Source organism: Streptomyces sp. NPDC041940 (genome assembly GCF_055589465.1).
On the sequence record NZ_JBVJBP010000002.1, the window covers coordinates 151,516 to 177,386 of the forward strand.

At 71.3% G+C, this 25,871-nt stretch carries 26 protein-coding genes; 15 read left to right on the forward strand and 11 right to left on the reverse strand.

Annotated elements, in window-relative coordinates; genetic code table 11:
- Positions 1 to 62: 62 nt before the first annotated feature.
- The 4 genes from ACZ6I3_RS05320 to ACZ6I3_RS05335 all read right to left on the reverse strand — a co-directional run bounded on the left by ACZ6I3_RS05320 (position 63) and on the right by ACZ6I3_RS05335 (position 4,295).
- Positions 63 to 911 carry a carbohydrate ABC transporter permease gene (locus ACZ6I3_RS05320; protein ID WP_469411909.1) on the reverse strand — a complete coding sequence of 283 codons (849 nt, stop codon included), beginning with the start codon at positions 909 to 911 and terminating at the stop codon, positions 63 to 65.
- Entirely contained in the window at positions 908 to 1,792 is an 885-nt protein-coding gene (locus ACZ6I3_RS05325; protein ID WP_399017283.1) for a carbohydrate ABC transporter permease, read from the reverse strand. The genes ACZ6I3_RS05320 and ACZ6I3_RS05325 overlap by 4 nt, the downstream gene beginning before the upstream one ends.
- 126 nt (positions 1,793 to 1,918) lie before the next feature.
- Positions 1,919 to 3,196, reverse strand: coding sequence for an ABC transporter substrate-binding protein (locus ACZ6I3_RS05330; protein ID WP_469411911.1), 1,278 nt, complete (start codon positions 3,194 to 3,196; stop codon positions 1,919 to 1,921).
- Between the two features lie 46 nt (positions 3,197 to 3,242).
- Entirely contained in the window at positions 3,243 to 4,295 is a 1,053-nt protein-coding gene (locus ACZ6I3_RS05335) for a carbohydrate kinase family protein (RefSeq protein ID WP_469411913.1), read from the reverse strand.
- A gap of 147 nt (positions 4,296 to 4,442) precedes the next feature.
- Here ACZ6I3_RS05335 and ACZ6I3_RS05340 point away from each other — a divergent pair, with 147 nt between their 5' ends.
- The 5 genes from ACZ6I3_RS05340 to ACZ6I3_RS05360 all read left to right on the forward strand — a co-directional run bounded on the left by ACZ6I3_RS05340 (position 4,443) and on the right by ACZ6I3_RS05360 (position 11,947).
- Entirely contained in the window at positions 4,443 to 5,207 is a 765-nt protein-coding gene (locus ACZ6I3_RS05340) for a DeoR/GlpR family DNA-binding transcription regulator (RefSeq protein WP_469412468.1), read from the forward strand.
- A complete protein-coding gene (locus ACZ6I3_RS05345; RefSeq protein WP_469411914.1) occupies positions 5,204 to 6,541 on the forward strand; it encodes a 6-phospho-beta-glucosidase in 1,338 nt (445 codons plus the stop codon). The genes ACZ6I3_RS05340 and ACZ6I3_RS05345 overlap by 4 nt, the downstream gene beginning before the upstream one ends.
- A 55-nt stretch (positions 6,542 to 6,596) precedes the next feature.
- A complete protein-coding gene (locus tag ACZ6I3_RS05350; protein WP_469411916.1) occupies positions 6,597 to 9,677 on the forward strand; it encodes an alpha-mannosidase in 3,081 nt (1,026 codons plus the stop codon).
- A 3-nt stretch (positions 9,678 to 9,680) separates the two neighbouring features.
- A complete protein-coding gene (locus tag ACZ6I3_RS05355) occupies positions 9,681 to 10,931 on the forward strand; it encodes an alpha-L-fucosidase (protein ID WP_469411918.1) in 1,251 nt (416 codons plus the stop codon).
- 140 nt (positions 10,932 to 11,071) lie between these two features.
- Positions 11,072 to 11,947, forward strand: a complete 876-nt coding sequence (locus ACZ6I3_RS05360; protein WP_469411920.1) for a sulfotransferase family protein — start codon at positions 11,072 to 11,074, stop codon at positions 11,945 to 11,947.
- 16 nt (positions 11,948 to 11,963) lie between these two features.
- On the opposite strand, the gene ACZ6I3_RS05365 is transcribed toward ACZ6I3_RS05360, so the two are convergent.
- Positions 11,964 to 13,091, reverse strand: coding sequence for an ATP-grasp domain-containing protein (locus ACZ6I3_RS05365; RefSeq protein ID WP_469411922.1), 1,128 nt, complete (start codon positions 13,089 to 13,091; stop codon positions 11,964 to 11,966).
- Between the two features lie 257 nt (positions 13,092 to 13,348).
- On the opposite strand from ACZ6I3_RS05365, the gene ACZ6I3_RS05370 reads away from it, so the two are divergent.
- Both ACZ6I3_RS05370 and ACZ6I3_RS05375 read left to right on the forward strand, forming a co-directional pair.
- Positions 13,349 to 14,209 (forward strand): metallophosphoesterase family protein, encoded by an 861-nt coding sequence (locus ACZ6I3_RS05370; RefSeq protein ID WP_469411924.1) that lies wholly within the window; start codon positions 13,349 to 13,351, stop codon positions 14,207 to 14,209.
- Positions 14,206 to 14,865 carry a 4'-phosphopantetheinyl transferase family protein gene (locus ACZ6I3_RS05375; protein WP_469411927.1) on the forward strand — a complete coding sequence of 220 codons (660 nt, stop codon included), beginning with the start codon at positions 14,206 to 14,208 and terminating at the stop codon, positions 14,863 to 14,865. Before ACZ6I3_RS05370 ends, ACZ6I3_RS05375 begins: the two co-directional genes overlap by 4 nt.
- Positions 14,866 to 14,935: 70 nt before the next feature.
- Here the strand turns inward: ACZ6I3_RS05375 and ACZ6I3_RS05380 are convergent, their stop codons facing one another.
- From ACZ6I3_RS05380 to ACZ6I3_RS05390, 3 genes are all read right to left on the reverse strand, one after another.
- Positions 14,936 to 15,160, reverse strand: a complete 225-nt coding sequence (locus ACZ6I3_RS05380; protein ID WP_469411929.1) for a hypothetical protein — start codon at positions 15,158 to 15,160, stop codon at positions 14,936 to 14,938.
- Positions 15,161 to 15,317: 157 nt separating this feature from the next.
- Positions 15,318 to 15,848: a toxin-antitoxin system, toxin component gene (locus ACZ6I3_RS05385; protein WP_469412470.1), complete on the reverse strand. Its 531-nt coding sequence runs from the start codon at positions 15,846 to 15,848 to the stop codon at positions 15,318 to 15,320.
- Positions 15,849 to 15,880: 32 nt separating this feature from the next.
- On the reverse strand, positions 15,881 to 16,540 hold the full coding sequence (locus tag ACZ6I3_RS05390; RefSeq protein ID WP_469411931.1) for a helix-turn-helix domain-containing protein: 660 nt from the start codon (positions 16,538 to 16,540) through the stop codon (positions 15,881 to 15,883).
- Positions 16,541 to 16,778: 238 nt separating this feature from the next.
- Here ACZ6I3_RS05390 and ACZ6I3_RS05395 point away from each other — a divergent pair, with 238 nt between their 5' ends.
- The 7 genes from ACZ6I3_RS05395 (at position 16,779) to ACZ6I3_RS05425 (ending at position 22,928) form a co-directional block, all read left to right on the forward strand.
- Positions 16,779 to 17,438, forward strand: coding sequence for an MmyB family transcriptional regulator (locus tag ACZ6I3_RS05395; RefSeq protein ID WP_469411933.1), 660 nt, complete (start codon positions 16,779 to 16,781; stop codon positions 17,436 to 17,438).
- 70 nt (positions 17,439 to 17,508) lie between these two features.
- Positions 17,509 to 18,663: an NAD(P)/FAD-dependent oxidoreductase gene (locus tag ACZ6I3_RS05400; protein ID WP_469411935.1), complete on the forward strand. Its 1,155-nt coding sequence runs from the start codon at positions 17,509 to 17,511 to the stop codon at positions 18,661 to 18,663.
- A complete protein-coding gene (locus ACZ6I3_RS05405; protein ID WP_469411937.1) occupies positions 18,660 to 18,974 on the forward strand; it encodes a (2Fe-2S)-binding protein in 315 nt (104 codons plus the stop codon). Before ACZ6I3_RS05400 ends, ACZ6I3_RS05405 begins: the two co-directional genes overlap by 4 nt.
- Positions 18,964 to 20,328: an FAD-dependent oxidoreductase gene (locus ACZ6I3_RS05410; RefSeq protein ID WP_469411938.1), complete on the forward strand. Its 1,365-nt coding sequence runs from the start codon at positions 18,964 to 18,966 to the stop codon at positions 20,326 to 20,328. Before ACZ6I3_RS05405 ends, ACZ6I3_RS05410 begins: the two co-directional genes overlap by 11 nt.
- Complete coding sequence (locus ACZ6I3_RS05415; protein WP_469411940.1) at positions 20,325 to 21,215, forward strand: dihydrodipicolinate synthase family protein; 891 nt, start codon at positions 20,325 to 20,327, stop codon at positions 21,213 to 21,215. Before ACZ6I3_RS05410 ends, ACZ6I3_RS05415 begins: the two co-directional genes overlap by 4 nt.
- A gap of 5 nt (positions 21,216 to 21,220) precedes the next feature.
- The gene (locus ACZ6I3_RS05420) at positions 21,221 to 22,222 is read left to right on the forward strand and encodes a proline racemase family protein (protein ID WP_469411941.1); all 1,002 of its coding nucleotides are present in this window, start codon (positions 21,221 to 21,223) and stop codon (positions 22,220 to 22,222) included.
- Positions 22,223 to 22,253: 31 nt separating this feature from the next.
- Positions 22,254 to 22,928 carry a GntR family transcriptional regulator gene (locus ACZ6I3_RS05425; RefSeq protein WP_189726079.1) on the forward strand — a complete coding sequence of 225 codons (675 nt, stop codon included), beginning with the start codon at positions 22,254 to 22,256 and terminating at the stop codon, positions 22,926 to 22,928.
- A gap of 9 nt (positions 22,929 to 22,937) precedes the next feature.
- On the opposite strand, the gene ACZ6I3_RS05430 is transcribed toward ACZ6I3_RS05425, so the two are convergent.
- Genes ACZ6I3_RS05430 through ACZ6I3_RS05440 form a run of 3 tightly spaced genes read right to left on the reverse strand, consistent with a single transcriptional unit; the run spans position 22,938 to position 25,128 of the window.
- Positions 22,938 to 23,873, reverse strand: a complete 936-nt coding sequence (locus ACZ6I3_RS05430; protein ID WP_469411943.1) for a PDR/VanB family oxidoreductase — start codon at positions 23,871 to 23,873, stop codon at positions 22,938 to 22,940.
- Positions 23,870 to 24,061 carry a hypothetical protein gene (locus tag ACZ6I3_RS05435; RefSeq protein WP_469411945.1) on the reverse strand — a complete coding sequence of 64 codons (192 nt, stop codon included), beginning with the start codon at positions 24,059 to 24,061 and terminating at the stop codon, positions 23,870 to 23,872. Before ACZ6I3_RS05435 ends, ACZ6I3_RS05430 begins: the two co-directional genes overlap by 4 nt.
- Complete coding sequence (locus ACZ6I3_RS05440; protein WP_469411947.1) at positions 24,058 to 25,128, reverse strand: Rieske 2Fe-2S domain-containing protein; 1,071 nt, start codon at positions 25,126 to 25,128, stop codon at positions 24,058 to 24,060. The genes ACZ6I3_RS05435 and ACZ6I3_RS05440 overlap by 4 nt, the downstream gene beginning before the upstream one ends.
- A gap of 178 nt (positions 25,129 to 25,306) precedes the next feature.
- On the opposite strand from ACZ6I3_RS05440, the gene ACZ6I3_RS05445 reads away from it, so the two are divergent.
- Positions 25,307 to 25,744: a peptidoglycan-binding protein gene (locus ACZ6I3_RS05445; protein ID WP_469411949.1), complete on the forward strand. Its 438-nt coding sequence runs from the start codon at positions 25,307 to 25,309 to the stop codon at positions 25,742 to 25,744.
- The last annotated feature ends 127 nt before the right edge of the window (positions 25,745 to 25,871 follow it).

The window sequence follows — 25,871 nt, forward strand, 5'->3', positions numbered from 1 at the left end:
CGGCTGCGCGCCCGCTGTGGCTTGTCGCGCAGTTCCCCGCGCCCCTTCGGGGGGCGCGGCCCTCAGCTTCCCTGGACCGCTCCCTCCGTGGCGCCCGCGATGAACCCGCGGGCGAAGATGGTGAACACCACGACCAGCGGGAGCGACGCCATGAGCACACCGGCCATGACCATGCTGTAGTCGGTCGTGTGGCCGACGTGGAGCTGGGCGAGCGTCACCTGGAGGGTGAGGTGGCTGGGGTCGGTGAGCACGACGAGGGGCCAGATGTAGTCGTTCCAGGCGCCGACGAAGGCGTAGATCGCGAGGAAGGACAGCGCGGGCTTGATCATCGGCAGCACGATGTTCCAGTACTGGCGGAAGAAGCCGGCGCCGTCGATGCGCGCGGCGTCGAGGAGTTCGTCCGGGACGCCGTTCTCGATGTACTGGCGCAGCCAGAAGATGCCGAAGGCGTTGGCGAGAGCGGGCAGGACCAGTGCCTTGAGGGTGCCGACCCAGCCGATGTCGGATATCAGGATGAACTGCGGCAGGACGGCCAGCTGGAGCGGCAGCATCATGAACCCCACCAGCATGGCGAACAGCACCCTGCGCCCGGGGAAGTCGAACTTGGCGAAGGCGAACGCCGCCAGGGAGTCGACGAACAGCACCAGGACAGTGGTCACGGAGGCGACGAGGACCGTGTTCAGCATCGACCCGAAGAAGTCGATGGTGTCGAGCACGTGCCGGACGTTCTCCAGCAGATGGGATCCGAATGTCAGTTTCGGCGGGCTCTTGTAGATGTCCTCGGTGGTGTTCGTCGCCATGACGATCGTCCAGATGAACGGGAAGACCGAGATCAGCACGGCCAGGCCGAGGAGTATGTGCGCGGTCAGCCCCTTGGGACGCGGGGACCGCCTCTTGACCACTGCGGTCATGACTTCCTCCCGCGCTGGACGACGCGCCAGTTGATGACGACCAGCACCATGATCAGTACGAAGAAGGCCCACACGATGGCCGCGCCGTAGCCGTAGTCGTTGTTGACGAAGGCCGACTGGTAGAAGTACAGCAGCGTGGTCAGGCCCGCCTGGCCCGGGCCGCCGAGGTTCGGGTTGGCGGCGTTGCTGCCGAACAGGACCTGGGGCTCGCTGAAGCTCTGCAGGCCGTTGATGGTCGAGATGACGACCGTGAACAGGATGATGGGCCGCATGATCGGCATGGTGATCTGGAAGAACGTACGGATCGGACCGGCGCCGTCCAGCCTGGCCGCCTCGTAGATCTGCGTGGGGATGGCCTGGAGGCCGGCCAGGTAGATGATCATGTTGTAGCCGGTCCACATCCAGGTCATCAGCAGTGCGATGACCAGCTTGATCAGCCACGGATTGCTCAGCCACGGCACGGGTGAGATGCCGACCGTGCCCAGAATGGCGTTGACCAGGCCGAAGTTGTTGCTGAACACCGCGCCGAAGAAGATCGACACGGCGACGATCGAGGTGACGTTCGGGATGTAGAGGGCGATGCGGTAGAAGCCCTTGAAGCGCCGCACCGAGTGCAGCAGCGTCGCGAGCACCAGGGCGCCGAACAGGGTGGGGACGGTGGACAGCACCCAGATCACCAGGGTGTTGCGGATCGACATCCAGAAGACCGGGTCGTCCCAGAGGAAACGGAACTGCTGAAGACCGACGAACTGGATGGTGCCCAGGCCGTCCCAGCGCTGGAAGGCCAGGTACAGCGAGTAGAAGACCGGGACGAACGAGAAGACGCCGAAGATCAGGAAGAAGGGCGAGATCGCCAGGTACTGCCGCCAGTAGGACAGCACACCGCGACGTCTCGGCCGTACGGCGCCCGCCGGCGGGGTGCGCCGGGGGCGGAAGCGGGCCGGGCCCGGCCCGCCGTGGCGCCGGGGCACCGCAGCGGGGCCGGTGACCGGAGGTGAGGCCATCGCTCAGCTCACCCCCTGGCGGCGGGCGATCTGCTTGGCCTGGCTGACCGCGTCCTGCCAGGCGGCGTCGGGCTTCTTGCCCTTGGCCTCGATGCTGGTCAGCTCGGTCTTGAAGGGAGCCATGACGGCGGCGTCCGCGGGTGCTTCGTAGCTGGCCGGTATGGCCTTGGCGGCCGGGCCGAACACCTCGATGACCTTCTGCCCGCCGAAGAAGGGGTCGCCGCCCGTCATGGCCGGCATGGAGTACGCGGCCGGCGCGGCGGGGAAGATCGCGGCGTCGGCGAAGCCGCGGGCGTCGTTCTCCGGGCTGAGGATCCAGCTGATGATCTTGAACGCCTCTTCGGGGTTCCGGCACTGCTTGGGCAGGGCCAGGTAGGAGCCGCCCTGGTTGGCCGGACCGCCGGGCATCGCGCAGACCCGCCACTTGCCCTTGGTCTTCGGGGCCGCCTGCTCGATGTCCAGCGCGTGCCAGGCCGCACCGAGTTCGGTGCCGAGGCTCTTGCCGACGGCGGCGTTCCAGGTGTTGTCGTTGATCTTGGCGTCGAGCCCGAGGGTGTAGGGGCGGACCGCGGTCGTCCACGCCTTGCGGATGTGGTCCTGGTCGCCGATGAAGCGGTTGTCCTTGTCGATGAACCGCTCGGTGCCCTGCCCGACCACCATGTCGAACACTGAGCTGATGTTGTTGACCAGGTAGATGCCCGGCAGCTTGTTCTTCAGCTCGGTGCCGAGCGCGAAGTAGTCCTCCCAGGTCCCCGCCTGAGCGGCGACCTTGTCGGGGTCGGTGGGCAGCCCGGCCTTGTCGAACAGGTCCGCCCGGTAGAAGAGCGCGGTGGGGCCGATGTCGATCGGGAAGCCGATCTGCTTGCCGTCCTCGGTCCGGGCGAGCTTGGTCTTCCAGTCCAGGTACTGGGACGAGACGTCCTTGAAGCCCAGGTCGTTCAGGTCGAGGAAGCGGCCCGCGTTCGGCAGGAAGGACGCCATGTCCTCGCCCTTGACGCCGGTGATGTCGGGCACGGAGGTGCCCGCCGCGAGGGTGGTGGTGAGCTTCGACTTGAAGTCGCCGCCGATGGAGGCGACGGTCAGCTTCACCTCCTTGCCGAAGTGCGTCTTCGCCTCGGCGACCACCTTGTCGCTGAGCCCGCCTCCCCAGTACCACAAGGTGAGGTTCTTGCCGTTCTTGCCGCTGGCCGAATCCGAGCCGTTGCCGCATGCCACGGTCAGACCGGAGGCGGCCGCGGTGAACGCGGCGGCCTGGAGGAAGCGTCTGCGGGAAAGGTCCACGGGTCACTCCTGTTGTTGCTGTTCGACGTGGAGAGGGGTGCGGGGATCAGTGCCGCCGTTCGGAGGCGCGTGGGCCGACGGACGTGTGAGGGGCCGGCGGGGTGAGGGGGGCGTACGCGACCGCCGGCCCGGGGTTCACCGGGAGCCGGTCGGCCAGGAAGCCGTACGACCGCTTCAGTTCGGGATCGGTCAGGGAGTGCCACCAGCGGTGCACGCCGTACCAGCCGGGGGCGGCCAGCGCCCCGCCGTGGTGTCCGACGGACAGCCCGGCCGCGAGGACCGCGAACCGCAGCCGCTCCGCCAGCGGCCAGCCGCCGAGCGAGGCGGTGACGAAGGCGGCGCCGAAGACGTCCCCGGCACCCGTCGCGTCGAGCACGTCGACGTCGAGGGCGGGCACGTCCGCGTACTCGCCGGTGATCTGGTCGACGGCCAGCGCGCCGTCCCCGCCCCGGGTGACCACGGCGACCGGCACCAGTTCGGACAGCGTGCCGAGCGCGGCCACCGCGCTGTCGGTGCGGGTGTAGGCCATGGCCTCCGTCTCGTTCGGGAGGAAGGCGTGGCACAGGGCCAGCTGCTCCAGGAGAGCGGTCGGCCACTCCTGGGTGGGGTCCCAGCCGACGTCGGCGTAGACCTGCGTGCCGTTCGCGGCGGCCTTGGCGAGCCACTCGCGCGGCTCGGCCTCGAGGTGAACCAGGGCGGTACGCGCCGCGGGCGGGTCGCCCATCAGCACGTCCTGCGAGTACGGCGGCTCCTGGCCATGGGTGAGCAGGGCGCGGTCGTGGCCGAAGGCGACGGAGACGGTGACCGGGGTCGGCCAGCCGTCCGCCGTCCGGGAGAGCGAGAGGTCGATGCCCTCCTGGTCGCACAGGACGTCACGGCAGTGCTCGCCGTAGAAGTCGTCGCCGAACACGGTGGCGAGGGACGTCCTGAGGCCGAAGCGGGAGGCCGCCACCGCGAGGTTCGCGATGCCGCCCGGGCCGCAGCCCATGCCCTCGGTCCAGATCTCCTCGCCGGGCGTCGGCGGCTTGCCGAGCCCCGTGAGGACGAGGTCGTAGAAGAGCAGCCCGGTCAGCAGCACATCGGGCCGGTCGTCGTCCACGGATGTGTCCTCTCGCTCGAGTTCGACGGAGATCGTCAAAACTCTTCATTTCCGTGACCGGAATCGTGCGCTGCTCCGGGAGATTGGTCAATACCCGAGCAGAACTGAGCATGGAAATGATTGAAGATGACGAGTAGTGTTCCGGCCGTGCTGGCAGAACGACGACACCAACTCATCCTGCGGGCCCTTCGCTCCGGAGGCCCCGCGGCTGTGACCGACCTCTCCGAGCGGCTGGGTGTGAGCCCCGCCACTATCAGGCGTGACCTGGTCAAACTGGAAGAAGACGGTCTTCTCACCCGCGTGCACGGAGGCGCCGTGGTGGAGGAGGGCGACCAGCCCTTCGCCGAGGTCGCCGAGGTGCGCGTGTCCGAGAAGGACGCCATAGCCGAGCGCGCCGCGGCGCTCGTCGAGGACGGCCAGTCGGTCCTGCTGGACATCGGGACGACCGCCTACCGCCTGGCCCGGCAACTGCACGGCCGCCGGCTGACCGTGATCACCAGCAACCTGGTGGTCTACGAGGAACTCGCCGACGACGAGGGCATCGAACTGGTCCTGCTCGGCGGCATGGTCCGCCGCGAGTACCGCTCCCTGGTCGGCTTCCTCACCGAGGACAACCTGCGCCAGCTGCACGCCGACTGGCTCTTCCTCGGCACCAGCGGTGTACGGCCCGGCGGGCAGGTCATGGACACGACGGTCGTGGAGGTGCCGGTCAAGCGAGCCATGATCAAGGCCAGTGAGAAGGTCGCCCTGCTCGCGGACACGGCGAAGTTCCCCGGACACGGGATGGCGAAGGTCTGCGGTCCCGAGGACCTGGACGTGGTGGTGACGAACGCGCCGGTCGACACGGCGACGCGGGCCTCCTTGCAGGAGGCGGGCGTCGAGGTCGTCGTGGCGGGAAAGGTGCAAGGGTGAAGCTGACGATTCTGGGCGGCGGAGGATTCCGCGTGCCACTGGTGTACGGGGCGCTCCTCCAGGACCACGCCGAGGGCCGGGTGACGCACGTCGTCCTGCACGATCTGGACGCGGGCAGGCTGTCCGCGGTGACCCGCGTGCTCGCCGAGCAGGCCGCAGGTGTTCAGGACGCGCCCGAGGTGACCGCCACCACCGACCTGGACGAGGCCCTGCGCGGCGCCGACTTCGTGTTCTCCGCGATCCGCGTCGGCGGCCTGGAGGGCCGTGCGAACGACGAGCGGGTGGCCCTGGCCGAGGGCGTCCTCGGCCAGGAGACGGTCGGCGCGGGCGGCATCGCCTACGGCCTGCGCACGGTCCCGGTCGCCGTCGACATCGCGCGGCGGGTCGCCCGCCTGGCGCCGGGCGCCTGGGTCATCAACTTCACCAACCCGGCCGGCCTGGTCACCGAGGCCATGTCCCGCCACCTCGGCGACCGCGTCATCGGCATCTGCGACTCCCCGGTCGGCCTCGGCCGCCGCATCGCCCGCGTGCTCGGCGCGAACCCGAAGGAAGCCTGGATCGACTACGTCGGTCTCAACCACCTCGGCTGGGTGCGCGGCCTCCACGTGGCCGGCCGTGACGAACTCCCACGGCTGCTCGCCGACCCCGACCTGCTCGGCTCCTTCGAGGAGGGCAAGCTCTTCGGCCCCGACTGGCTGCGGTCCCTGGGCGCGATCCCCAACGAGTACCTGCACTACTACTACTTCAACCGTGAGGCCGTACGGGCCTACCAGCAGGCCGAGAAGACCCGCGGCGCCTTCCTGCGCGACCAGCAGGCCCGCTTCTACGCCGAGATGAGGAACCCGGACGCCCCCGCGTGGAAGGTCTGGGACGACACCCGCGCCGAACGCGAGGCCACCTACATGGCCGAGAACCGTGAGACGGCGGGCGCCGGCGAACGCGACGAGGACGATCTGTCCGGCGGCTACGAGAAGGTGGCCCTCGCCCTGATGCGGGCCATCGCCCGGGACGAGCGCACCACCCTGATCCTCAACGTCCGCAACCGGCGCACCCTGTCGGTCCTGGACACCGACGCCGTCATCGAGGTGCCCTGCCTCGTCGACGCCAACGGCGCCCACCCCGTCACCGTCGAGCCGCTGCCCGACCACGCCACCGGGCTGGTCTGCGCGGTCAAGGCCGTCGAGCGCGAGGTGCTGTCCGCCGCCGACTCCGGCTCGCGGGCGAGCGCCGTGAAGGCCTTCGCGCTGCACCCGCTCGTCGACTCCGTCAATGTGGCCCGCCGGCTGGTCGAGGGCTACACCGAGGTCCACCCGGGGCTCACGTACCTTAGGTGAGAGCCGTTCGGTAAGCGCTTTCCCTCCCGCTCTTCCCGCTTCCTGGAGACACTTCATGCACGACGAAAGCCGCCGCATCGAGGAGCGCGTGCAGCGCCTCCACGACCAGCGCATCAAGACCGCGATCTACGCGGCCACCGTCCCCTTCGAGGTGGAGGCCTGGCAGGCACCGGGGGAGCCGGTCCCGTTCGAGGAGGCCGCCGCCGCCTCCTACGAGCCCTTCGCCATGGGCACCCCCTGGGGCCCGCCCTGGGGCACCACCTGGTTCCGCATGCGCGGCGAGGTGCCCGCCGAGTGGGCCGGCAAGCGCGTCGAGGCCGTCATCGACCTCGGGTTCGTGGGCGACTGGCCCGGCAACCAGGCCGAGGCCCTCGTGCACCTCACGGACGGCACCCCGCTGAAGGCCGTCAACCCGCTCAACCAGTACGTGGCGATCGCCAACCCGGCGACGGGCGGGGAGACGGTCGACTACCTCGTCGAGGCCGCCTCCAACCCGGACATCCTCGCGGACAACTTCTCGAAGATCACCCCGCTCGGCGACAAGCTGACCGCCGGCGACAAGCCGCTCTACACCTTCCGTGCCGCCGACATCGCCGTCCTCGACGAGGAGGTCTGGCACCTCGACCTCGACGTCCAGGTGCTGCGCGAGCTGATGCTGGAGCTGGGCGAGCACGACCCGCGCCGGCACGAGATCGCCCACGCGCTCGACCGGGCGCTGGACCTGCTCGACCTGGACGACGTCTCCGGCTCCGCCTCTTCGGTGCGTGAAGCGCTGCAGCCGGTCCTTTCCAGGCCCGCGCACGCCAGCGCGCACACGATCTCCGGCGTCGGCCACGCCCACATCGACTCCGCCTGGCTCTGGCCGATCCGCGAGACCAAGCGCAAGACGTCCCGCACGTTCTCCAACGTCACGTCCCTGGCCGACGAGTACGACGACTTCATCTTCGCCTGCTCCCAGGCCCAGCAGTACGAATGGGTGCGCGACAACTACCCCAAGGTGTGGGCCCGCATCCAGGAGTCGGTCAAGAAGGGCCAGTGGGCGCCGGTCGGCGGCATGTGGGTCGAGTCCGACGGCAACCTGCCCGGCGGCGAGGCCGTCGCCCGCCAGTTCGTCCACGGCAAGCGGTTCTTCATGGACCACTTCGGCATCGAGACCAAGGGCGTGTGGCTGCCGGACTCCTTCGGCTACAACGCGGCCTACCCGCAGATCGCCAAGCTCGCCGGCAACGAGTGGTTCCTCACCCAGAAGATCTCCTGGAACCAGACCAACAAGTTCCCCCACCACACCTTCTGGTGGGAGGGCATCGACGGCACCCGCATCTTCACCCACTTCCCGCCCGTCGACACCTACAACGCCCGCTTCAGCGGCGAGGAGATGTCCCGCGCGGTCCGCAACTACTCGGAGAAGGGCGGCGCCTCCCGCTCCCTGGCCCCCTTCGGCTGGGGCGACGGCGGTGGCGGCCCCACCCGCGAGATCATGGAACGCGCCCGCCGGCTGGCGGACCTGGAGGGCTCCGCGAAGGTCGTCGTCGAACACCCCGACGAGTTCTTCGCCAAGGCCCGCGAGGAGTACCCCGACGCGCCCGTCTGGGTCGGCGAGCTCTACCTGGAGCTGCACCGCGCCACCTACACCTCCCAGGCCCGCACCAAGCAGGGCAACCGCCGCTCCGAGCACCTCCTGCGCGAGGCCGAACTGTGGGCGACGACGGCCGCCCTGCACGCACCCGGGTACGCCTACCCCCACGAGAAGCTGGACCGGCTCTGGAAGACGGTGCTGCTGCACCAGTTCCACGACATCCTGCCCGGCTCGTCCATCGCCTGGGTACACCGCGAGGCCGAGGCCGAGTACGCCCGTGTGGCGGGTGAGCTCAAGGAGCTCACGGCCGCGGCCCTCGCCGCCCTCGGCGCCGGCGGACCCCGTGCCTTCAACACCAGCCCCTACGACCGTGCCGAGGTGGTCCGCACCGCCGACGGCACGCCGGTGTACGTGGAGGTCCCCGCGAGCGGCTCCGCGCCCCTCGCCGACGCCCGGCCCGCGCAGCCCGTGACGGTGAGCGGCCGGGTGCTCGACAACGGGCTGGTCCGGGTGGAGATCGCCGAGGACGGCACCCTGTCGTCCGTGCGCGACCTGCGCGCGAACCGCGAGGTCCTGGCCGATGCGGGCAACCTGCTGCGCCTGCACACCGACCTGCCCAACTACTGGGACGCCTGGGACATCGACAAGCACTACCAGAACCGCTACACGGACCTCCTCGACGCCTCGTCCGTCACGGTCGTCGAGCAGGACCCGCTGGTCGGCGCGGTCCGCGTCGAGCGGTCCTTCGGCCAGGGCTCCACGATCACCCAGACGATCACCGTCCGCGCCGGCAGCCCCCGGATCGACATCGAGACGGACATCGACTGGCACGAGACCGAGAAGATCCTCAAGGCGGCCTTCCCGGTCGACATCCGCGCCCCGCACTCCTCCGCCGAGATCCAGTTCGGCCACATCCAGCGGCCCACCCACACCAACACCAGCTGGGAGGCGGCCCGCTTCGAGGTCTCTGGTCACCGCTGGGTGCACCTCGGCGAACCCGGCTACGGCGTCGCCGTCATCAACGACTCGACCTACGGCCACGACGTCTCCCGCACGGTCCGCGAGGCGAGCGAAGCGAGTTGGGGGTCCCCCCGGCCGGAGGCTGGGGGAGGCACCACGACCACCGTCCGCCTCAGCCTGGTCCGCGCCCCGCGCATCCCGGACCCCGAGGCCGACCAGGGCCGCCACCGCTTCACCTACGCGCTGCTGCCCGGCGCGACCATCGAGGACGCCGTCGCCGAGGGCTACGCCCTCAACCTGCCGCTCCGCGTGGCCGAAGCGGAGGGCGCCCCCGCACCGGTCGTCTCCGTCGAGGGCGAGGGCGTGACCGTCGAGGCGGTCAAGCTCGCCGACGACACCTCGGGCGACGTCGTCGTACGGCTCTACGAGTCCCGCGGCGGCCGCGCCCAGGGCGTCCTGCGCACCGGCTTCCCGCTCGCCGGCGCACAGATCACCGACCTGCTGGAGCGGCCGACCGAGGACGCGGACCTCGCCGACGGCGGTGTCTCCGTCACCCTGCGGCCCTTCCAGATCCTCACACTGCGTCTGCGCAGGGGCTGACCCATGGCCATACAACCCTGGTTCAGCGACGCCAAGCTCGGGATCTTCATCCACTGGGGCATCTACGCCGTCGACGGCGTGCAGGAGTCCTGGTCGTTCTACGACGACATCGTCCCCTACGACCGGTACATGTCCCAGTTCGGCCGCTTCACGGCCTCCCGCTACGACCCGCGCGACTGGGCCGGGCTCTTCGCGCGGGCCGGTGCCCGGTACGCCGTGCTGACCAGCCGCCACCACGACGGCGTCGCCCTGTGGGACAGCGCCCACGGCGACCTGAACGTGGGCCGCGATCTGATCGCCGGCTACGCGGACGCCCTGCGCGAGCAGGGTCTCAAGGTCGGCCTCTACTACTCGCACTCGGACTGGAGCCACCCCGACTACGCCTCCACCCGCAAGCCCGGCCGCCCGCCGGAGCTGGAGGACAACCGCTACTCCGAGGTCGCCGCCGAGTTCGAGGACCTGGACGCCTGGGAACGCTTCCTCGCCTACCGGGACGGCCAGCTGCGGGAGCTGACGTCACGCTACAAGCCCGACCTGCTGTGGTTCGACGGCGAGTGGGACCGCAGCGAGGAGCAGTGGCGCATCCCCGAACTCGCCGCCCTCATCCGCTCCGAGGTCCCGGACGTCGTCTTCAACGCCCGCATGCTCAGCGAGGGCGACTACGCCACCCCCGAACAGGGCGCGCCCGTCATCCCGCCGGAGGGCCCCTGGGAACTCTGCCTCACGATCAACGACTCCTGGGGCCACCAGCACCACGACCACCACCACAAGTCCGTCGACCAGCTGATCCGCTACTTCACCGAGACCATCGGCGGCGGAGGCAATCTGCTCCTCAGCGTCGGCCCGCGGGAGGACGGCACCATCCCCGCCGAGCAGGCGGAGCGGCTGGAAGGACTCGGCGCCTGGATCGCCCGGCACGCCGAAGCGGTGTACGGCACCGTCCGGGGGCTCCCGCCCGGCCACCACTACGGCCCGAGCACCCTCTCCCCGGACCGCCGCACCCTCTACCTGACCGTGTTCGACGCCCCACGCGCCGAGATCAACGTCCGCGGTCTGCTCAGCAAGGTCCGCCGGGTCTCGGTCCTGGGCAGCGGCACGGAACTGCCCCACCGCGTCACCGGCGGCCTGCACGAGACACCCGGCATCCTCTGGATCGAACCTCCGGCGGCCGCGGACCTCGACCCGTACGCCACGGTGCTGGCCGTCGAACTGGAAGGGGAACTGGAGCTGTACCGCGGTGCTGGCCGGTTCTGACGAAAGTTTAAGAAAGCTGTAAAAGGCCTGCTCACGGACGGTATGTGGACGTCCCCGAGCAGGCCGGTTCGCCTGCCCGACACCTGCGGTTCGCCCGGTCCCCCTGGGATCGGAACGTACAGCGAAAGAAAGGTGTCACCGTGCGAGACCCGCGTATGTCCGTCATCGGCAAGGGACTGAAGCGTCGCGGAAGGCTGGTGATAGAGGCGGTCAGTCCCCCGCGCCGGAACCTCGACGCCATCCCCGGCCCCCGCCCGGACACCGACACCGACACCTACACCGCCCCGACCGCTCCCCGGCTCGTGGACTCGCCCGTCTTCGTGCTGTCGTCGGTGCGCTCCGGTTCGACCCTGCTGCGCGTCCTGCTGAACAGCCACAGCCGCATCCGCGCCCCGCACGAGATGCATCTGCGCACCGTGCACGTCAGCCTGTCCCGCGACTTCACGGCGGACGCCATGCAGGCACTGCACCTCGACAAGGACGAACTGGAACACGTGCTGTGGGACCGGGTGCTGCACCTCGAACTCACCCGCAGCGGCAAGGACGTCATCGTCGACAAGACCCCGCCGAACACTCTCATCTGGCCCCGCCTGCGCCGATGTTGGCCCAACGCCCGCTACATCCTGCTGCTCCGCCACCCCGGCGCGGTCGTCGCCTCCCTCACCAGCCGCCGCGCCGACCCCGATCACGAGGCCGTCCGCGCCGAGGTCCTCGAGTACAGCGAGAAGCTCGAGGAGGCCCGCCGGAACCTCGACCCGCACGTGATCACGTACGAGGAGCTGACCGCCGAACCGGAGCAGGTCACCCGCGGCATCTGCGACCACCTCGGCGTGTCCTGGGAGCCCGGCATGCTCGACTACGGCAGCAAGGACCACGGCACCTTCCGCCCCCAGCTCGGCGACTGGTCCAGCACCATCAAGTCCGGCCGCATCCAGACGGCCCGCACCGCCGACCCGGACGTCGAACTGCCCCCACGCCTGCAGGAACTGGCCCAGGCATGGGGGTACAGCGCGTAGCGGAAGCCGGCGGGGCCTAGAGGGGCAGCGCCCCGACCGCGGCCTGTGGGGCCGCCCCGACGGAGTCGACCGGCACCGGCGGCAGCGGCTCGGCCGCCTCCGCCCGCTGCTGCGGCAGCGCCACAGGACGGAGCGGGCGCGGCCCCGACACCACCGTGTAGTCCTGGCCCAGGAACGGCGGAACCACCTCGCCCGGATCCTCGCCGAGCGCCAGCCGCACAGCCGCCCAGGGGGCGTTGATCCCGCACAGGGACAGCTGGTGCAGGCCGCCGGCCGGGCGGGTGTTGACGTCCATCAGGACCGGACGGTCGCCGAACATCCGGAACTGGATGTTGGACAGGTAGTGCAGACCGAAGCTCTCCGCGAGCCGCCGGGCCGGGTCCAGCCACTGCTCGTGCAGCGTGAAGCCCCGGCGGCGGCCGTTCTTGGTGCGGCCCACGGCCATACGGACCCGGTTGTCCGGACCGGTCAGGCAGTCCACGGAGACCTCGGGCTGCTCCAGGCGCGGCATCACCAGCCAGTCCACCGGCTCCTCGGCCTGCCGCAGCGCCTCCAGCACCAGATCGAGCGGCACGTACGGGCTGGGGAACCCGTCGAGCTGCGACAGCGAGAAGGACGAGCGCGTGATCACGCGAAAGCCCACACCGCCCGCTCCGGACGCCGGCTTGAAGCACGCCTTGTGCCCGCCTGCCTCCAACTCCTCGACGGCGGCGACCAGTTCGTCCTCCGAGCGGACCCGGTACCACGGCGGCACCGGCACGCCGATCGCCTGGACCGCCTCGTAGGCGATCACCTTGTCGTGGAAGACGGCCACCGCCTCGGGCGGGGGCGCCAGCACCGCCGTGCCGGCCGCCTCGAACTCGGCGCGGTGGGCCACGATCGCCGACTGGTGCAGCCGGGGCACGAACACGTCGATGCCGCGCCGCGCGCACTGGGCCAGCGCGTACTCGACGTACCCGGCCGGGGACAGGCCCTCGGGCTCCAGCTCGGCGGTGTCGGCGGCGGCCAGCACGGGGGAGTCGGGGTCGCCGTGGGTGGCATGGATCTCGACGGCCCGGTCGCTGGGATTTCTCCGCAGCTGATCCATGAAGAACACGTTCTCCGCGTACGTGCGGTTGAGCCAGACGCGTACGCGAGAGACCATGCAGGCCGCCTTTCACGGTTCGCGGGCAGGGCTGAGCAGCCCGTGCCCGGGCAGGAGGAATGTGGGTACACCAAACCGCCCCTGTGAAGGGATGTTCTCAGCGGTGGTGTTGCGGCCGATCATACGGCTTCGGCGGGCTCTCCCGTGCAACGCGCGTGTGAAGGATTCCTCCCGGCGCGGCCATCCGGCCGGTCTTGTCCCCGGACGCCGGGATGTGATCTCTTGGTGGCGTTCGTGTGTGCGGAGGGGGATGAAGGGTGACATCGACGGCCGGTGGTGCCGGACAGCTGCTGGCCATCAGCGATCTGCACATCGGCTATCCGGACAACCGCGCCCTGGTCGAGCGCATGGCGCCCGTGACGGACGACGACTGGCTGCTCGTGGCCGGTGACGTCGCGGAGACCGTGGCCGACATCCGCTGGACCCTCAAGACACTCGCGGGCCGCTTCCGCAAGGTCGTCTGGGTGCCCGGGAACCACGAGCTGTGGACCCATCCGAGCGACTCCGTCACCCTGCGGGGCGTCGCCCGATACGAGTATCTGGTCGAGCTGTGCCGGGAACTCGGCGTGACGACCCCCGAGGACCCCTATCCCGTCTGGGAGGGCGCCGGCGGCCCGGTGGCCGTCGCCCCGCTGTTCCTCCTGTACGACTACTCGTTCCTGCCGGCCGGGTGCACGACCAAGGAGCAGGGCCTGGAGTACGCCCACGGCACGGGGATCGTGTGCTCCGACGAGTATCTGCTGCACCCCGACCCGTACCCGAGCCGGGAGGCCTGGTGCCGGGCCCGGGTCGCCGAGACCGAGCGCAGACTCGCCGAGCTGCCCGTCGACCTGCCCGTGATCCCCGTCAACCACTACCCACTGGACCGGCACCCGATGGACGTCCTGTGGCACCCCGAGTTCGCCATGTGGTGCGGCACCGGCCTGACCGCCGACTGGCACCGCAGGTTCCGCGTCCACACGATGGTCTACGGCCACCTGCACATCCCTCGCACCACCTGGCACGAGGGCGTGCGCTTCGAGGAGGTGTCGGTGGGCTATCCCCGCGAGTGGCGCAAGCGGTCCGAGCCGCCGGGGCGGCTGCGGCGCATCCTGCCGAGGGAGGGCGAGGAGAGGTGATCGAGGAACTGCTGCCCGCGAGCGTGGTCACCGTCGAGGCCTACGGCCAGGACGGCGCGGACACCCCGCTGTACCCCGAGGAGGCGGCGCTCGTGGCGCGGGCGGTCGCCAAGCGCCGGCGGGAGTTCGCCGTCGTACGCTCCTGCGCCCGGCGCGCCATGGAGAAGCTCGGTGTGCCGCCGCAGCCGATCCTGCCCGGGGAGCGCGGCGCCCCGGGCTGGCCGGCCGGGCTGGCCGGCAGCATGACGCACTGCGACGGCTACTGTGCCGCCGCCCTGGTCCGCGCCGCCGACCTGGCCTCCCTCGGTATCGACGCCGAGTTCCACGGGCCGCTGCCCGAGGGGGTCCTGCCGTCGGTGTCCCTGCCGTCCGAGGCGGAGCGGCTGCGCCGGCTGGCGGCCGAGCGGCCCGACGTCCACTGGGACCGGCTGCTGTTCAGCGCGAAGGAGTCCGTCTACAAGGCGTGGTTCCCCCTCACCGGGAAGTGGCTGGACTTCATGGAGGCGGACATCGAGATCTCCGTCGACGGCGGCTTCAGCGCGGCACTCCTCGTCCCCGGGCCCCTGGTGGGCGGCCGCCGAGTCGACCGCTTCGAGGGCCGCTGGACGACGTCTCGCGGCCTGGTGGCAACGGCCGTCGCGGTACCGCACCCCTGAGGCGCCGCGAGCCTCTCAGGGGCGCGGGGAACTGCGCGAACAACCCCGAACAGCCCGCACCTCGCACCTGCTACGACTCGGGACACCAACTCCGCAGCAGCCGGAAGAACTCCTCCTCGTTCCCGGTCAGCCCCGCCCGCTCGAGAGCCGCCTCCGCCTCGGCGAGAACGGCGGGCGGCACCATCGCGGGACGGCTGCCGGTCTCCAGGTCGAACGCGGCCCGGACGGTGTGCAGCAGTCGCAGATAGGCCTGGACGGCGGTGCGCTCACGGTCGGTCAGTACGGCGGTCTGCATCGGTCGGCTCTCCCCGTGTCGGCGTCATCGGTCCCGCGCCATGCGGCACGCACGCCCCGCACAGAAAGGGCGCACCTCCAGCTTGCCGTCCACCACTGACAATCCGGCCCCGCCGCCCCCCGGTTCGCCCGCTCGGCGGAAGAACCCGGACGCCCCGTCAGCCCTGCGGTCCCCGGTACCCCAGCGACGCCTCGATCCGCCCCGCCAGATGATCCCGCTGCACCGGCCCCCGCGACGACGAACCGGCGAGCCACGCACGGCACTTGCTGGCCAGCAGCAGACCGAAGCTCTCGGCCTCCTTCTCCTCGTCCTGGTCGAAGCGGGTGCGTGCCGCGACCTTCAGGACCGTCGCCTGGAGATCGGCGGTGTCGTCGAGCAGCCGGGCCGCGACCGCGGCGCCCTCGACGTGGTGGGAGCAGTGCCCGGCGTTCATGTGCCACAGCTCGTGGCCCAGGATCACCAACTGGTGGTCCGGCGCGGTGCGTTCCTCGATCACGACGAGGTCCTGCTCGGCCATGTCGAGCCACAGCCCGCTGGCGGTCCCGATCGGGAAGGCGGCCGTACGGAAGTGGACCGGCCGGCCGCGGCGTCTGCTCATGGCGTCGCACAGCGCGGCGTACAGGTCGTCGGGCCGTGCCGGCGCGGGGAGGGTCAGCTCCGCGACCAGCTCGCCGCACAGGCGGCGCATTTCCTTACCGATGCCCACAGTTCTCCCCACGGTCACGAATCGGGCCGCTTGACGCTCTCCAGGAGCATGTCCAGCCACTCCGCGACCTTGTCACGGTGCTGGTCGGTGGGCAGCTGCGCGGCCCGCCAGGCGATGCCGCGCACGCCGTGGTCCTGCAACAGCCGCTCCAGCGGGTCGTCGGCCGCCGCGGCCGCCTCCCGCTCGCGGTCGGCGAGCTTCTGCAACAGCTCCTGCTCGATGTGCTGGAGGGCGCTCACGAGCGCCTCGGGGTCCTCCGCCGTCAGGAAACCGGCGTGCACCCGGAAGAACCGCTGGAGGGCGTCGCAGTGCTCCATGGTCGGCCGCCGGTCGCCGTTGATGAGGGCGCCGGCCTGCTGCCGGGACATGCCCGCGCCGTCGGCGATCTCCTGCTGGGTGTACCTGCGGCCGGTGGGCTTGAGCCGGGTCCGGCGCAGCAGGTCCAGGCGCTGCAGGAACCGGGCCTGCACATCGGGCTCGCCCGCGGGCCTGCCGCAGAGCAGGGCCTTCACCACCGGCTCCGGAACCCCGGAGGCGACGGACAGCCGGCCGATGCCGAAGACCTCGGCGTGCGGCACGCCGAGCCGGTCCGCGAGCGCGGTGACACGGGAGGCGACGGCCGGTAGCACGGCCGTCTGCGTGGCGCCCGGACTTTCGACGAAGCCACCCGTCACCGACAGATCTCCTACGTCTCTCACAGGCTTCTCACAAGTGGATGCCGTGACTTTCCCCGGCGTGAACTTCCCGGAGCGTAGCCGGTGCTTCGAACTCACATCCAGGTCTCGCCACAACTGTGGCCAATTTCAGCCGTCAACAGGCACGAAATGCCACGATAGTTGACACGCCTCAGCTCCGGGCAGCAGGATCGGGGCGCCGCGTCAAGGCCGCACAGGCAAGAGGGGTGACCTCCCGATGGCATATCAGGCAGGAGGGCAGCGGCCGGCACCGCGGCCCGTCGCCGAGACTCCAGAGGCCCAGGCCTATCTGGAGGACTACGCCGGGCTTCTGGAGGCCGTCTCCTCCCCCTCGCTCGTCGTCGACCACGGCTGGGACGTGGCGCTGACCAATAGCGCGTTCCGGTCACTTTTCGTCGGCGTGGGTCCGCACCCGACGGCCATGCCGGGCGACAACTTCCTCAGGTTCGTGCTGTTCCACCCCGACGCCCCCACGGTGCTCGGCGAGCACGAGTCGAGCTGGTGTCTGCCGATGCTCGCGCACTTCGCGCGCACCGTGGAGAGCCACGGCCCCGACCACGGGCTCCAGGCCATCCGCCGTGACATCGCCCAGGACCCGATCATGGAGGCGGCGTACCGGCAGGGCCTGCCGCACTGGATCCGCTCGGTCGGCGAGGGCGCCGTCGAGCACGACGGTGCCGTACGCCCGCTGCTGCACCCGGACCCGCGCCGGGGTGCCACCGAGTGCCGGGTCGTCGTCGAGACGTCCAGGACGCTCGAGGAACTGGGCTGCACCCGGTTCACGTTCGTGCCGCGCGAGACCCGCCGCACCCCGTCCAGGGAGCGCGGGACCCGTCGTACCGCCTCCCACCTGAGGGTCGTACCGGCGGCCGACTGAGCGCTTCCGGCCTCGCCCGACCGGCGTTCGCCCCATTCCCAGACGATGTGATGTGTGACATAGTACTGGCGTGAGCGAGTCGCTGACCTGCGATGTCGTGGTGGTCGGAGCCGGAGTGGTCGGCGCCGCCTGTGCCTTGTACGCGGCCCGTGCCGGCCTCGATGCCGTCGTGGTGGACCGGGGCGCGGTGGCCGGCGGCACGACCGGCGCGGGGGAGGGCAACCTCCTCGTCTCCGACAAGGAACCCGGACCGGAGCTCGAACTCGCCCTGCTGTCCGCCCGGCTCTGGGCCGAACTGGCCCGGGAGGGGCTGGGGAAGGCGGTCGAGTACGAGGCCAAGGGCGGTGTCGTCGTCGCCGGCACCGACGGGGCACTGGCCGGTCTCGAGGAACTCGCCGCCGGGCAGCGCGCGGCCGGGGTCGAGGCCGTCCCCGTGCCGCCCGACCGGCTTCCCGACCTGGAGCCGTACCTGGCCCCCGGCCTCGCGGGCGGCATGCACTACCCGCAGGACGCCCAGGTGATGCCCGCCCTCGCGGCGGCGCACCTGCTGCGCGCCTCGAACGCCCGGCTGCTCACCGGCCGGGAGGTGACCGCGGTGCTGCGGGGGCCCGGCGGTGCCGTGCGCGGCGTGCGGACCGACCGGGGCGACCTCCACGCCCCGGCCGTCGTCAACGCGGCCGGCACCTGGGGCGGCGAGGTCGCGGCCCGCGCGGGCGTGTCCCTGCCCGTGCTGCCCCGGCGCGGCTTCGTCCTGGTCACCGAGCCGCTGCCGCCCCGTATCCGGCACAAGGTGTACGCCGCCGACTACGTGGGCGATGTCGCGAGCGACTCGTCGGCGCTGCAGACCTCCCCGGTGGTGGAGGGCACACCCGCCGGGCCGGTCCTGATCGGCGCCAGCCGCGAACGGGTCGGCTTCGACCGGTCGTTGTCGCTCCCGGCACTGCGCGCGCTGGCGGCGGGCGCGACCGACCTCTTCCCCTTCCTCGCCGAAGTCCGGGCCCTGCGCACGTACGTGGGCTTCCGGCCGTATCTGCCGGACCATCTGCCCGCGATCGGCCCGGACCCCCGGGCACCCGGGCTGCTCCACGCCTGCGGGCACGAGGGCGCGGGCATCGGTCTCGCCACCGGCACGGGCCGGCTGATCGCCCAGGCGCTGACCGGGCAGGCGCCGGACCTGGACCTCGGCCCGTTCCGGCCCGACCGCTTCACCGAGGAGGCCGAGTGAATCCGCTGGAGCTGGCGGGGGCCAGGCCCGGCCCCGCCTTCACGGTCACGTTCGACGGGCGCCCCGTCGAGGCGCTGCCCGGGCAGACGGTCGCCGCCGTGCTGTGGGCGGCGGGCGTCACCTCCTGGCGCGCCACCCGGGCCGAGGGCCGTCCACGCGGGGTGTTCTGCGGGATCGGCGTCTGCTTCGACTGTCTGGTGACCGTCAACGGCCGCCCCAACCGACGTGCCTGTCTGGTGCCGGTACGGCCGGGGGACGTGATCGGCACCCAGGAGGGGACGGGCCATGAGGGGGTGCGCCATGCGGACTGACCTGGTCGTGATCGGGGCCGGACCGGCCGGCCTCGCCGCCTCCCTGGCGGCGTCCGCGCGGGGCACGCGGGTCGCGCTCGTCGACGCGGCGACGGAGCCCGGCGGGCAGTTCTACCGGCAGCCCGCCGCCGGACTCGGCGCCGGGCGCCCCGAGGCGCTCCACCATCAGTGGCGGACCTGGGAGCGGCTGCGCGACGGACTCGCCGCCAGTGCCGTACGGGTGCTGACCGATCATCATGTGTGGTGCGTCGAAAAGGTGTCCGACGGCTTCCTCGTGCACGCGCTGCTCGGGCCGGAGCAGGAGGAGCCGGCCGAGGTGCGGGCCCGCGCCGTGCTGCTGGCCACCGGCGGCTACGAGCAGGTGCTGCCCTTCCCCGGCTGGACCCTGCCGGGCGTCGTCACCGCCGGGGGTGCCCAGGCCATGCTCAAGGGCGGCCTGGTGGTGCCGGGGCGCCGAGCCGTCGTGGCCGGGACCGGGCCGCTGCTGCTGCCCGTGGCGACCGGGCTCGCCGCGGCCGGGGTGGAGGTCGCCGCGCTCGTCGAGGCCGTCGACCCGGGGCGCCTCGCCCGCCACGGACCGGCCCTGGCCGGCAAGCTCCCCGAGGGCGCCGGATACGCCGCCCGGCTGCTGCGCCACCGCGTGCCGTTCCTCGCCCGGCACACCGTCGTCCGCGCCCACGGCGACGACCGGCTGAGCGGCGTCACCGTCGCCGCCCTCGACAGCGACGGACGCGTCAGGACCGGCACCGAGCGGCACCTGCCCTGCGACACCCTGGCCGTCGGGCACGGCATGCTCCCGCACACCGACCTGGCGGAGGGCCTCGGCTGCGGCCTCGACGGGCTCACCGTGGCCGTCGACACCGAGCAGCGCACGGACGTGCCCGGCGTGTGGGCGGCCGGTGAGGCCACCGGCATCGGCGGCGCTGCCCTCGCGCTCGCCGAGGGCCACATCGCCGGGTGCTCCGCCGCCGCGCACCTGCACGGCACCGCCCCCGACCCGGCGCCCGCCGCTCTCAAGGCCCGTACGAAGCTCGGGAGATCCGCCGCCGCTCTCGACGCCGCCTACGCGCCGCCCGCGCACTGGCCCGAGCAGATCACCGACGACACCGTGGTCTGCCGCTGCGAGGAGGTCACCGCCGGTGCCGTGCGCGACGCCCTGGACCTCGGGGCGGGCGACGTGCGCACCGTGAAGCTGCTCACCCGGGCCGGGATGGGCTGGTGCCAGGGCCGGATGTGCGCCGGCGCGGTCGCCGGTCTCGCCGGATGCCCGCCCACCCCGGCCAGAAGGCCCCTCGCCCGACCCGTACCGCTCGGCGTCCTCGCACGGCAGCATCCCCAGGAGGGACAGTCATGACCGATCACCGCCCCTGGCGCGGCGTCCTCGTCGCCACCGCGCTCCCGCTGAACGACGACCTCTCCGTGAACCACGACCGCTACGCCGAACACTGCGCCTGGCTCGTCGAGAACGGCTGTGACGGCGTCGTGCCGAACGGCTCCCTCGGCGAGTACCAGGTGCTCACCCCCGAGGAGCGCGCCCGGGTCGTCGAGACGGCCGTCGCCGCGATCGGCGGGCAGCGCGTCATGCCCGGCGTCGCCGCCTACGGGTCCGCCGAGTCCCGGCGCTGGGCCGAACAGGCGGGCGAGGCGGGCTGCGCGGCGGTGATGCTGCTGCCGCCGAACGCCTACCGTGCCGACGAGCGGTCCGTCGTCGCCCACTACGCCGAGGTCGCGAAGGCCGGCCTGCCGGTCGTGGCGTACAACAACCCGATCGACACCAAGGTCGACCTGGTGCCCGAACTGCTCGCCCGGCTGCACGGCGAGGGGCACATCCGGGGCGTGAAGGAGTTCTCCGGCGATGTCCGCCGGGCGTACCGGATCGCCGAACTCGCCCCCGAACTGGACCTGCTGATCGGCGCGGACGACGTCCTGCTGGAGCTGGCCGTCGCGGGCGCCAAGGGCTGGGTCGCGGGCTACCCGAACGCGCTGCCGAAGGCCTCCGTCGAGCTGTACCACGCGGCCGTCGACGGCGACCTCGACACCGCGCGGGGCCTGTACCGGCAGCTGCATCCGCTGCTGCGGTGGGACTCGCGGGTGGAGTTCGTCCAGGCCATCAAGCTCTCCATGGACCTCGTCGGCCGCCACGGAGGCCCCTGCCGCCCGCCGCGCGTGCCGTTGCTGCCCGAGCAGGAGGCCGCCGTCCGGGCCGCCACCGAGAAGGCCGTAGCGGCCGGATTGGCATAGGGACCATGCGCAGCGGACTCGTCCTGCACGCCGTCGACTCGCACACCGAGGGCATGCCCACCCGGGTGATCACGGGCGGCATCGGCACCATCCCGGGCGCCACCATGAACGAGCGGCGGCTGTGGTTCCGCGAACACCGCGACGACATCAAGCAGTTGCTGATGAACGAGCCGCGCGGCCACTCCGCCATGAGCGGCGCGATCCTCCAGCCGCCGACCCGCCCCGACTGCGACTGGGGCGTCGTCTACATCGAGGTCTCCGGCTATCTGCCGATGTGCGGGCACGGCACGATCGGCGTGGCGACCGTGCTCGTCGAGACCGGCATGGTCGAGGTCACCGAGCCGGTCACCACCATCCGGCTCGACACCCCGGCGGGCCCGGTCGTCGCCGAGGTGGCCGTCGAGGACGGCGTAGCCAAGGCGGTCACCCTCCAGAACGTGCCCTCCTTCGCGGTCGCCCTCGACCGAAAGGCCACCCTCGCCGACGGGCGGACGGTGACCTACGACCTCGCCTTCGGCGGCAACTTCTACGCCATCCTGCCGCTGGAGCGGTTCGGCCTGCCCTTCGACCGGACCCGCAAGGACGAGATCCTCGCCGCCGGGCTGTCCCTCATGGCCGCCGTCAACGACGAGGACCCGCCCGTCCACCCGGAGGACCCGTCCATCCACGGCCTCCACCACGTCTATCTGGCCGCCCCCGGCTCCACCGCCCGCCGCTCCCGGCACGCCATGGCCATCCACCCCGGCTGGTTCGACCGCTCGCCCTGCGGCACGGGCACCAGCGCCCGCATGGCACAGCTGCACGCGCGCGGCGAGCTCCCGCTGCACACCGAGTTCGTGAACGAGTCCTTCATCGGTACCCGGTTCACCGGCAGACTGCTCGGCACGACCGAGGTCGCCGGACGCCCGGCCGTGCTGCCCAGCTTCACCGGACGCGCCTGGATCACGGGCACCGCCCAGTACCTGCTGGACCCCGACGACCCGTTCCCCGCCGGATTCGTCCTGTAGACCCCGACCACGAGAGGAAACCGCGACCGTCATGGCTGCCCCGCGGCACACCCCCGCCCTGCCCCTGCTGGGCAGCAGGAAGCCCAGCCACCGGGAGCGGGTCGCGGACGCGCTGCGGGCCGCCCTGATCGCCGGTGAACTGCGCCCCGGCGAGGTCTACTCGGCGCCCGGCCTCGCCGCCCGCTTCGGCGTCTCCGCGACCCCCGTGCGCGAGGCCATGCTCGACCTCGCCAAGGAGGGACTGGTCGACACCGTCCCCAACAAGGGCTTCCGGGTCACCGCCGTCTCCGAGCGGCAACTCGACGAGTACACCCACATCCGGGCGCTGATCGAGATCCCCACGACGGCGGGCCTGGCCGTCACCGCCGACCCCGTGGCGCTGGAGGCCCTGCGCCCGGTCGCCCAGGAGATCGTCACCTCCGCGGCGGCCGGCGACCTCATCGCCTACGTCGAGGCCGACCTGCGCTTCCACCTCGGCCTGCTGGCCCTCGCCGGCAACGACCATCTCGTCGACGTCGTACGGGACCTCAGGCGCCGCTCCCGGCTGTACGGGCTGACCGCGCTCGCCGGGCAGGGGCGGCTGGAGGCGTCGGCGGAGGAGCACCTGGAGATCCTGGACGCGCTGCTCGCCCGGGACGAGGAGGCCGTGCGGACGGTGATGACCCGGCACCTCGGGCATGTCCGGGGCCTGTGGGCAGCGCCCTGACCGTCCGGATCACAGGTCCAGCACGAGCCGCTTCCCACGGCAGCGGGACACGCAGATGAGCATGGTCTCGCCCGCCGCGCGTTCGTCGTCGGTGAGGACCGAGTCGCGGTGGTCCGGTTCGCCCTCCAGGACATCGGTCTCGCAGGTGCCGCAGGTGCCCTCGGCGCAGGAGTACAGCACCTCGATCCCGGCGGCGCGCACGGTGTCGAGCACCGACACGTCCGGCGCGACGGCGAGCGTCCTGCCGCTCCGCGCCAGCTCCACCTCGAACGCGGTGTCGCCGTCCGTCTCCCGCTCCTTCGGCCGGAACCGCTCGACGCGCAGCACCCCGGACGGGCTCCGGGCCTCCACCGCGTCCAGCAGCGGGCCGGGTCCGCAGCAGTAGACGAGCGTGCCCTCGGGTACGTCGTCCAGCAGCGAGGGCAGGTCCAGCAGCCCCGTCTCGTCCTCGGGCGCGAGGGTCACCCGGTCGCCGTACCGGCCCAGTTCCTCGCCGAACGCCATGGACCGGCGGCTGCGACCGCCGTACAGCAGCGTCCATTCGGCGCCCGAGGCCTCGGCCGCCGCCAGCATCGGCAGGATCGGCGTGATGCCGATCCCGCCCGCGACGAACCGGTAGCGCGGAGCGGGCTCCAGGCCGAAGTTGTTGCGGGGGCCGCGCACCCGGACCTTGTCGCCCGGCCCCACCCGCTCGTGCACATGGGCCGATCCGCCCCGCCCGTCCGGCTCGCGCAGCACCGCGATCCGCCAGGCCGACCGGTCCGCCGGATCGCCGCACAGCGAGTACTGCCGCTCCAGGCCGGGGCCGAGCACGACGTCGATGTGGGCGCCCGGTTCCCAGTCCGGGAGCGGCTCGCCCAGCGGGTGGCGCAGGGTGAGGGCGAGCACGCCGTCGGCGGCGGACTCCCGCCGCTCAACGACGAGTTCGGCTTCGTACACGCTCATGAGCTGTTCCCTCGCGGCTCGTGGACGGAGTGTCCCTGGGGGTGGGCGAGCATCCACTCCCACATCTCGACCGGGTCCTGCGCGGTGTGTTCACGGCCGCAGTGACAGGTGCCGTGCAGGACGTCGGTGCCGGGCAGCCAGTCGATGCGGTAGATCTCGCCGGTCCTGAACGAAGAGGGCGACGTCACTGGACCTTCTCCAGGGGCTTGTCGCCCTCCTCGACCAGCCGGGCGAGGATACGGCGGGCGGCCAGGCCACCGGTGTCGATGTTGATGCTGAGCTCCTGATAGCCGGTGCGCTCGGTGCCCAGCGTCTTCTGCAGCAGGTTGAGCGCGGTGACGTCCTGCATCACGACCGTGTGGTTGTTGCCCCGCAGGAACTCGGTGACCTCGGCGTCGTCCGTCGCCCAGTCGCGCGAGACGGCCCAGAAGTCGTACACCTTGCCGTCGCCGGACGGAGTGATCGCGTATGTGATCTCCGTGTGGAAGCCGTTGGGGTCGCTGCCGTCCGGCTCGGGCACCACCCCGACCGGGGCGATGCGGCTGTGCAGCAGATACAGGCAGGGGGTGTGGTACTCGATGTCCTGCCAGCGGGTGATCCGGCCTGCTATGCCGGTGGACTTGGCGTAGAACGGCGGGCACTCGGCGTCGTCCATGTGCCGGCTCACCCGGACGATCCCGGCGCCCTCGTCGACCTCCGTGGTGATCGGCGTCTCGGCGACCTCGGGGGTGCCGATGTACCCGCCGTGCAGATACGTCTCGTGGGAGAGGTCGAGGAGGTTGTCGACGAGCAGGCCGTAGTCGCAGTCGATGGGCTCCATGCCGCGCACGGTGACCCAGCCGGGGGAGTCCAGGTGCCTGGCCCGGGGGATGGTCTGGGGGTCGGCGAGCGCCGGGTCGCCGATCCACACCCAGATCAGCGAGTCCTGCTCGACGACGGGGTACGAGGCGAGCCGGGCGGTGCGCGGCACCCGTTTCTGCCCCGGCACGTACACGCACGTACCGGTCGTGTCGTACGTGAACCCGTGGTACCCGCACACGATCCGGTCGCCGTCGAGACGGGTCGGTGCCTCGGACAGCGGGTACCGGCGGTGCACACACCGGTCGTGCAGGACGACCGGCGTGCCGTCCTCCTCGGTCCGGTACAGCACGAGCGTCTCACCGAGGATCGTCCGGCCGAGCAGCTCCCGCCCGACCTCGTGACTGTAGGCGGCGACGTACCACTGGTTCCTGGCGAAGGCGGTGGTGTGAGGCATGGGGGTCGGCTCCCGTCTCTGGTGGTGCCGACATCGTCCAGGCGGCGTTCCGGGCGCCGCAACGGGCCTTCCGTCAGGCGGAAGTCCCTTCCGGCGAAAGCAGTTTCCGAATCAAAAAGTGAAATCGAAACGGAATTCTCCACTTCTTAATTTCCGGAAATTCATCTACGGTGGATGCATGGAAAAGACAACACAGTTCTACGTAGTGAAAACCGGCGACAACCTCACCAAGATCGGGCGCATGTTCCATGTGACGGTGGACCAGCTCATGGCATGGAACCCGCAGATCAAGGACCGAAATAAGATCTACCCCGACCAGCGGATACGCGTGGCCCCGCCCCAGGAACCGGAAACGGACGGTGAGTACGAGCCCTTTCCAGGCGCAGACTTCTTCCAAGCGTCGGTGACCAGTCCGGTCATCGAGGCCATGGGCTACCGCCTCATCGAGGAGAACTGCTCCGCGTACTCCGGCGGGCCCGACTCGCAGTGGAGTCAGGCGGACCAGAAGTCGTACGCCAAGTGGCAGCGCAAGCTCGGATTCGGCGGCCCTGACGCCGACGGCATCCCGGGCCGGAAGTCCTGGGACAAGCTGCACGTGCCAGCCGTTTACGAGTGACCAGAAAAGAAACCCGGCCGGGCCGGGGGGGGGCCGGGAAAAGGGAGGAGAGGGGGGGGTGGGGGGGAGGGGGCAAAGAGCGGAGTGCGCATCTTTGCGAACCAATTGAAGACGAAAAGAGGAAAGC

Coding starts and splice junctions, on each gene's coding strand:
- ACZ6I3_RS05420 (WP_469411941.1), top strand. CDS start 21,221: ATGCGCAGCGGACTCGTCCTGCACGCCGTCGACTCGCACACCGAGGGC.
- ACZ6I3_RS05385 (WP_469412470.1), bottom strand. CDS start 15,848: ATGCGCCGCCTGTGCGGCGAGCTGGTCGCGGAGCTGACCCTCCCCGCG.
- ACZ6I3_RS05395 (WP_469411933.1), top strand. CDS start 16,779: ATGGCATATCAGGCAGGAGGGCAGCGGCCGGCACCGCGGCCCGTCGCC.
- ACZ6I3_RS05410 (WP_469411938.1), top strand. CDS start 18,964: ATGCGGACTGACCTGGTCGTGATCGGGGCCGGACCGGCCGGCCTCGCC.
- ACZ6I3_RS05365 (WP_469411922.1), bottom strand. CDS start 13,091: ATGGTCTCTCGCGTACGCGTCTGGCTCAACCGCACGTACGCGGAGAAC.
- ACZ6I3_RS05350 (WP_469411916.1), top strand. CDS start 6,597: ATGCACGACGAAAGCCGCCGCATCGAGGAGCGCGTGCAGCGCCTCCAC.
- ACZ6I3_RS05415 (WP_469411940.1), top strand. CDS start 20,325: ATGACCGATCACCGCCCCTGGCGCGGCGTCCTCGTCGCCACCGCGCTC.
- ACZ6I3_RS05355 (WP_469411918.1), top strand. CDS start 9,681: ATGGCCATACAACCCTGGTTCAGCGACGCCAAGCTCGGGATCTTCATC.
- ACZ6I3_RS05320 (WP_469411909.1), bottom strand. CDS start 911: ATGACCGCAGTGGTCAAGAGGCGGTCCCCGCGTCCCAAGGGGCTGACC.
- ACZ6I3_RS05430 (WP_469411943.1), bottom strand. CDS start 23,873: ATGAGCGTGTACGAAGCCGAACTCGTCGTTGAGCGGCGGGAGTCCGCC.
- ACZ6I3_RS05445 (WP_469411949.1), top strand. CDS start 25,307: ATGGAAAAGACAACACAGTTCTACGTAGTGAAAACCGGCGACAACCTC.
- ACZ6I3_RS05425 (WP_189726079.1), top strand. CDS start 22,254: ATGGCTGCCCCGCGGCACACCCCCGCCCTGCCCCTGCTGGGCAGCAGG.
- ACZ6I3_RS05440 (WP_469411947.1), bottom strand. CDS start 25,128: ATGCCTCACACCACCGCCTTCGCCAGGAACCAGTGGTACGTCGCCGCC.
- ACZ6I3_RS05380 (WP_469411929.1), bottom strand. CDS start 15,160: ATGCAGACCGCCGTACTGACCGACCGTGAGCGCACCGCCGTCCAGGCC.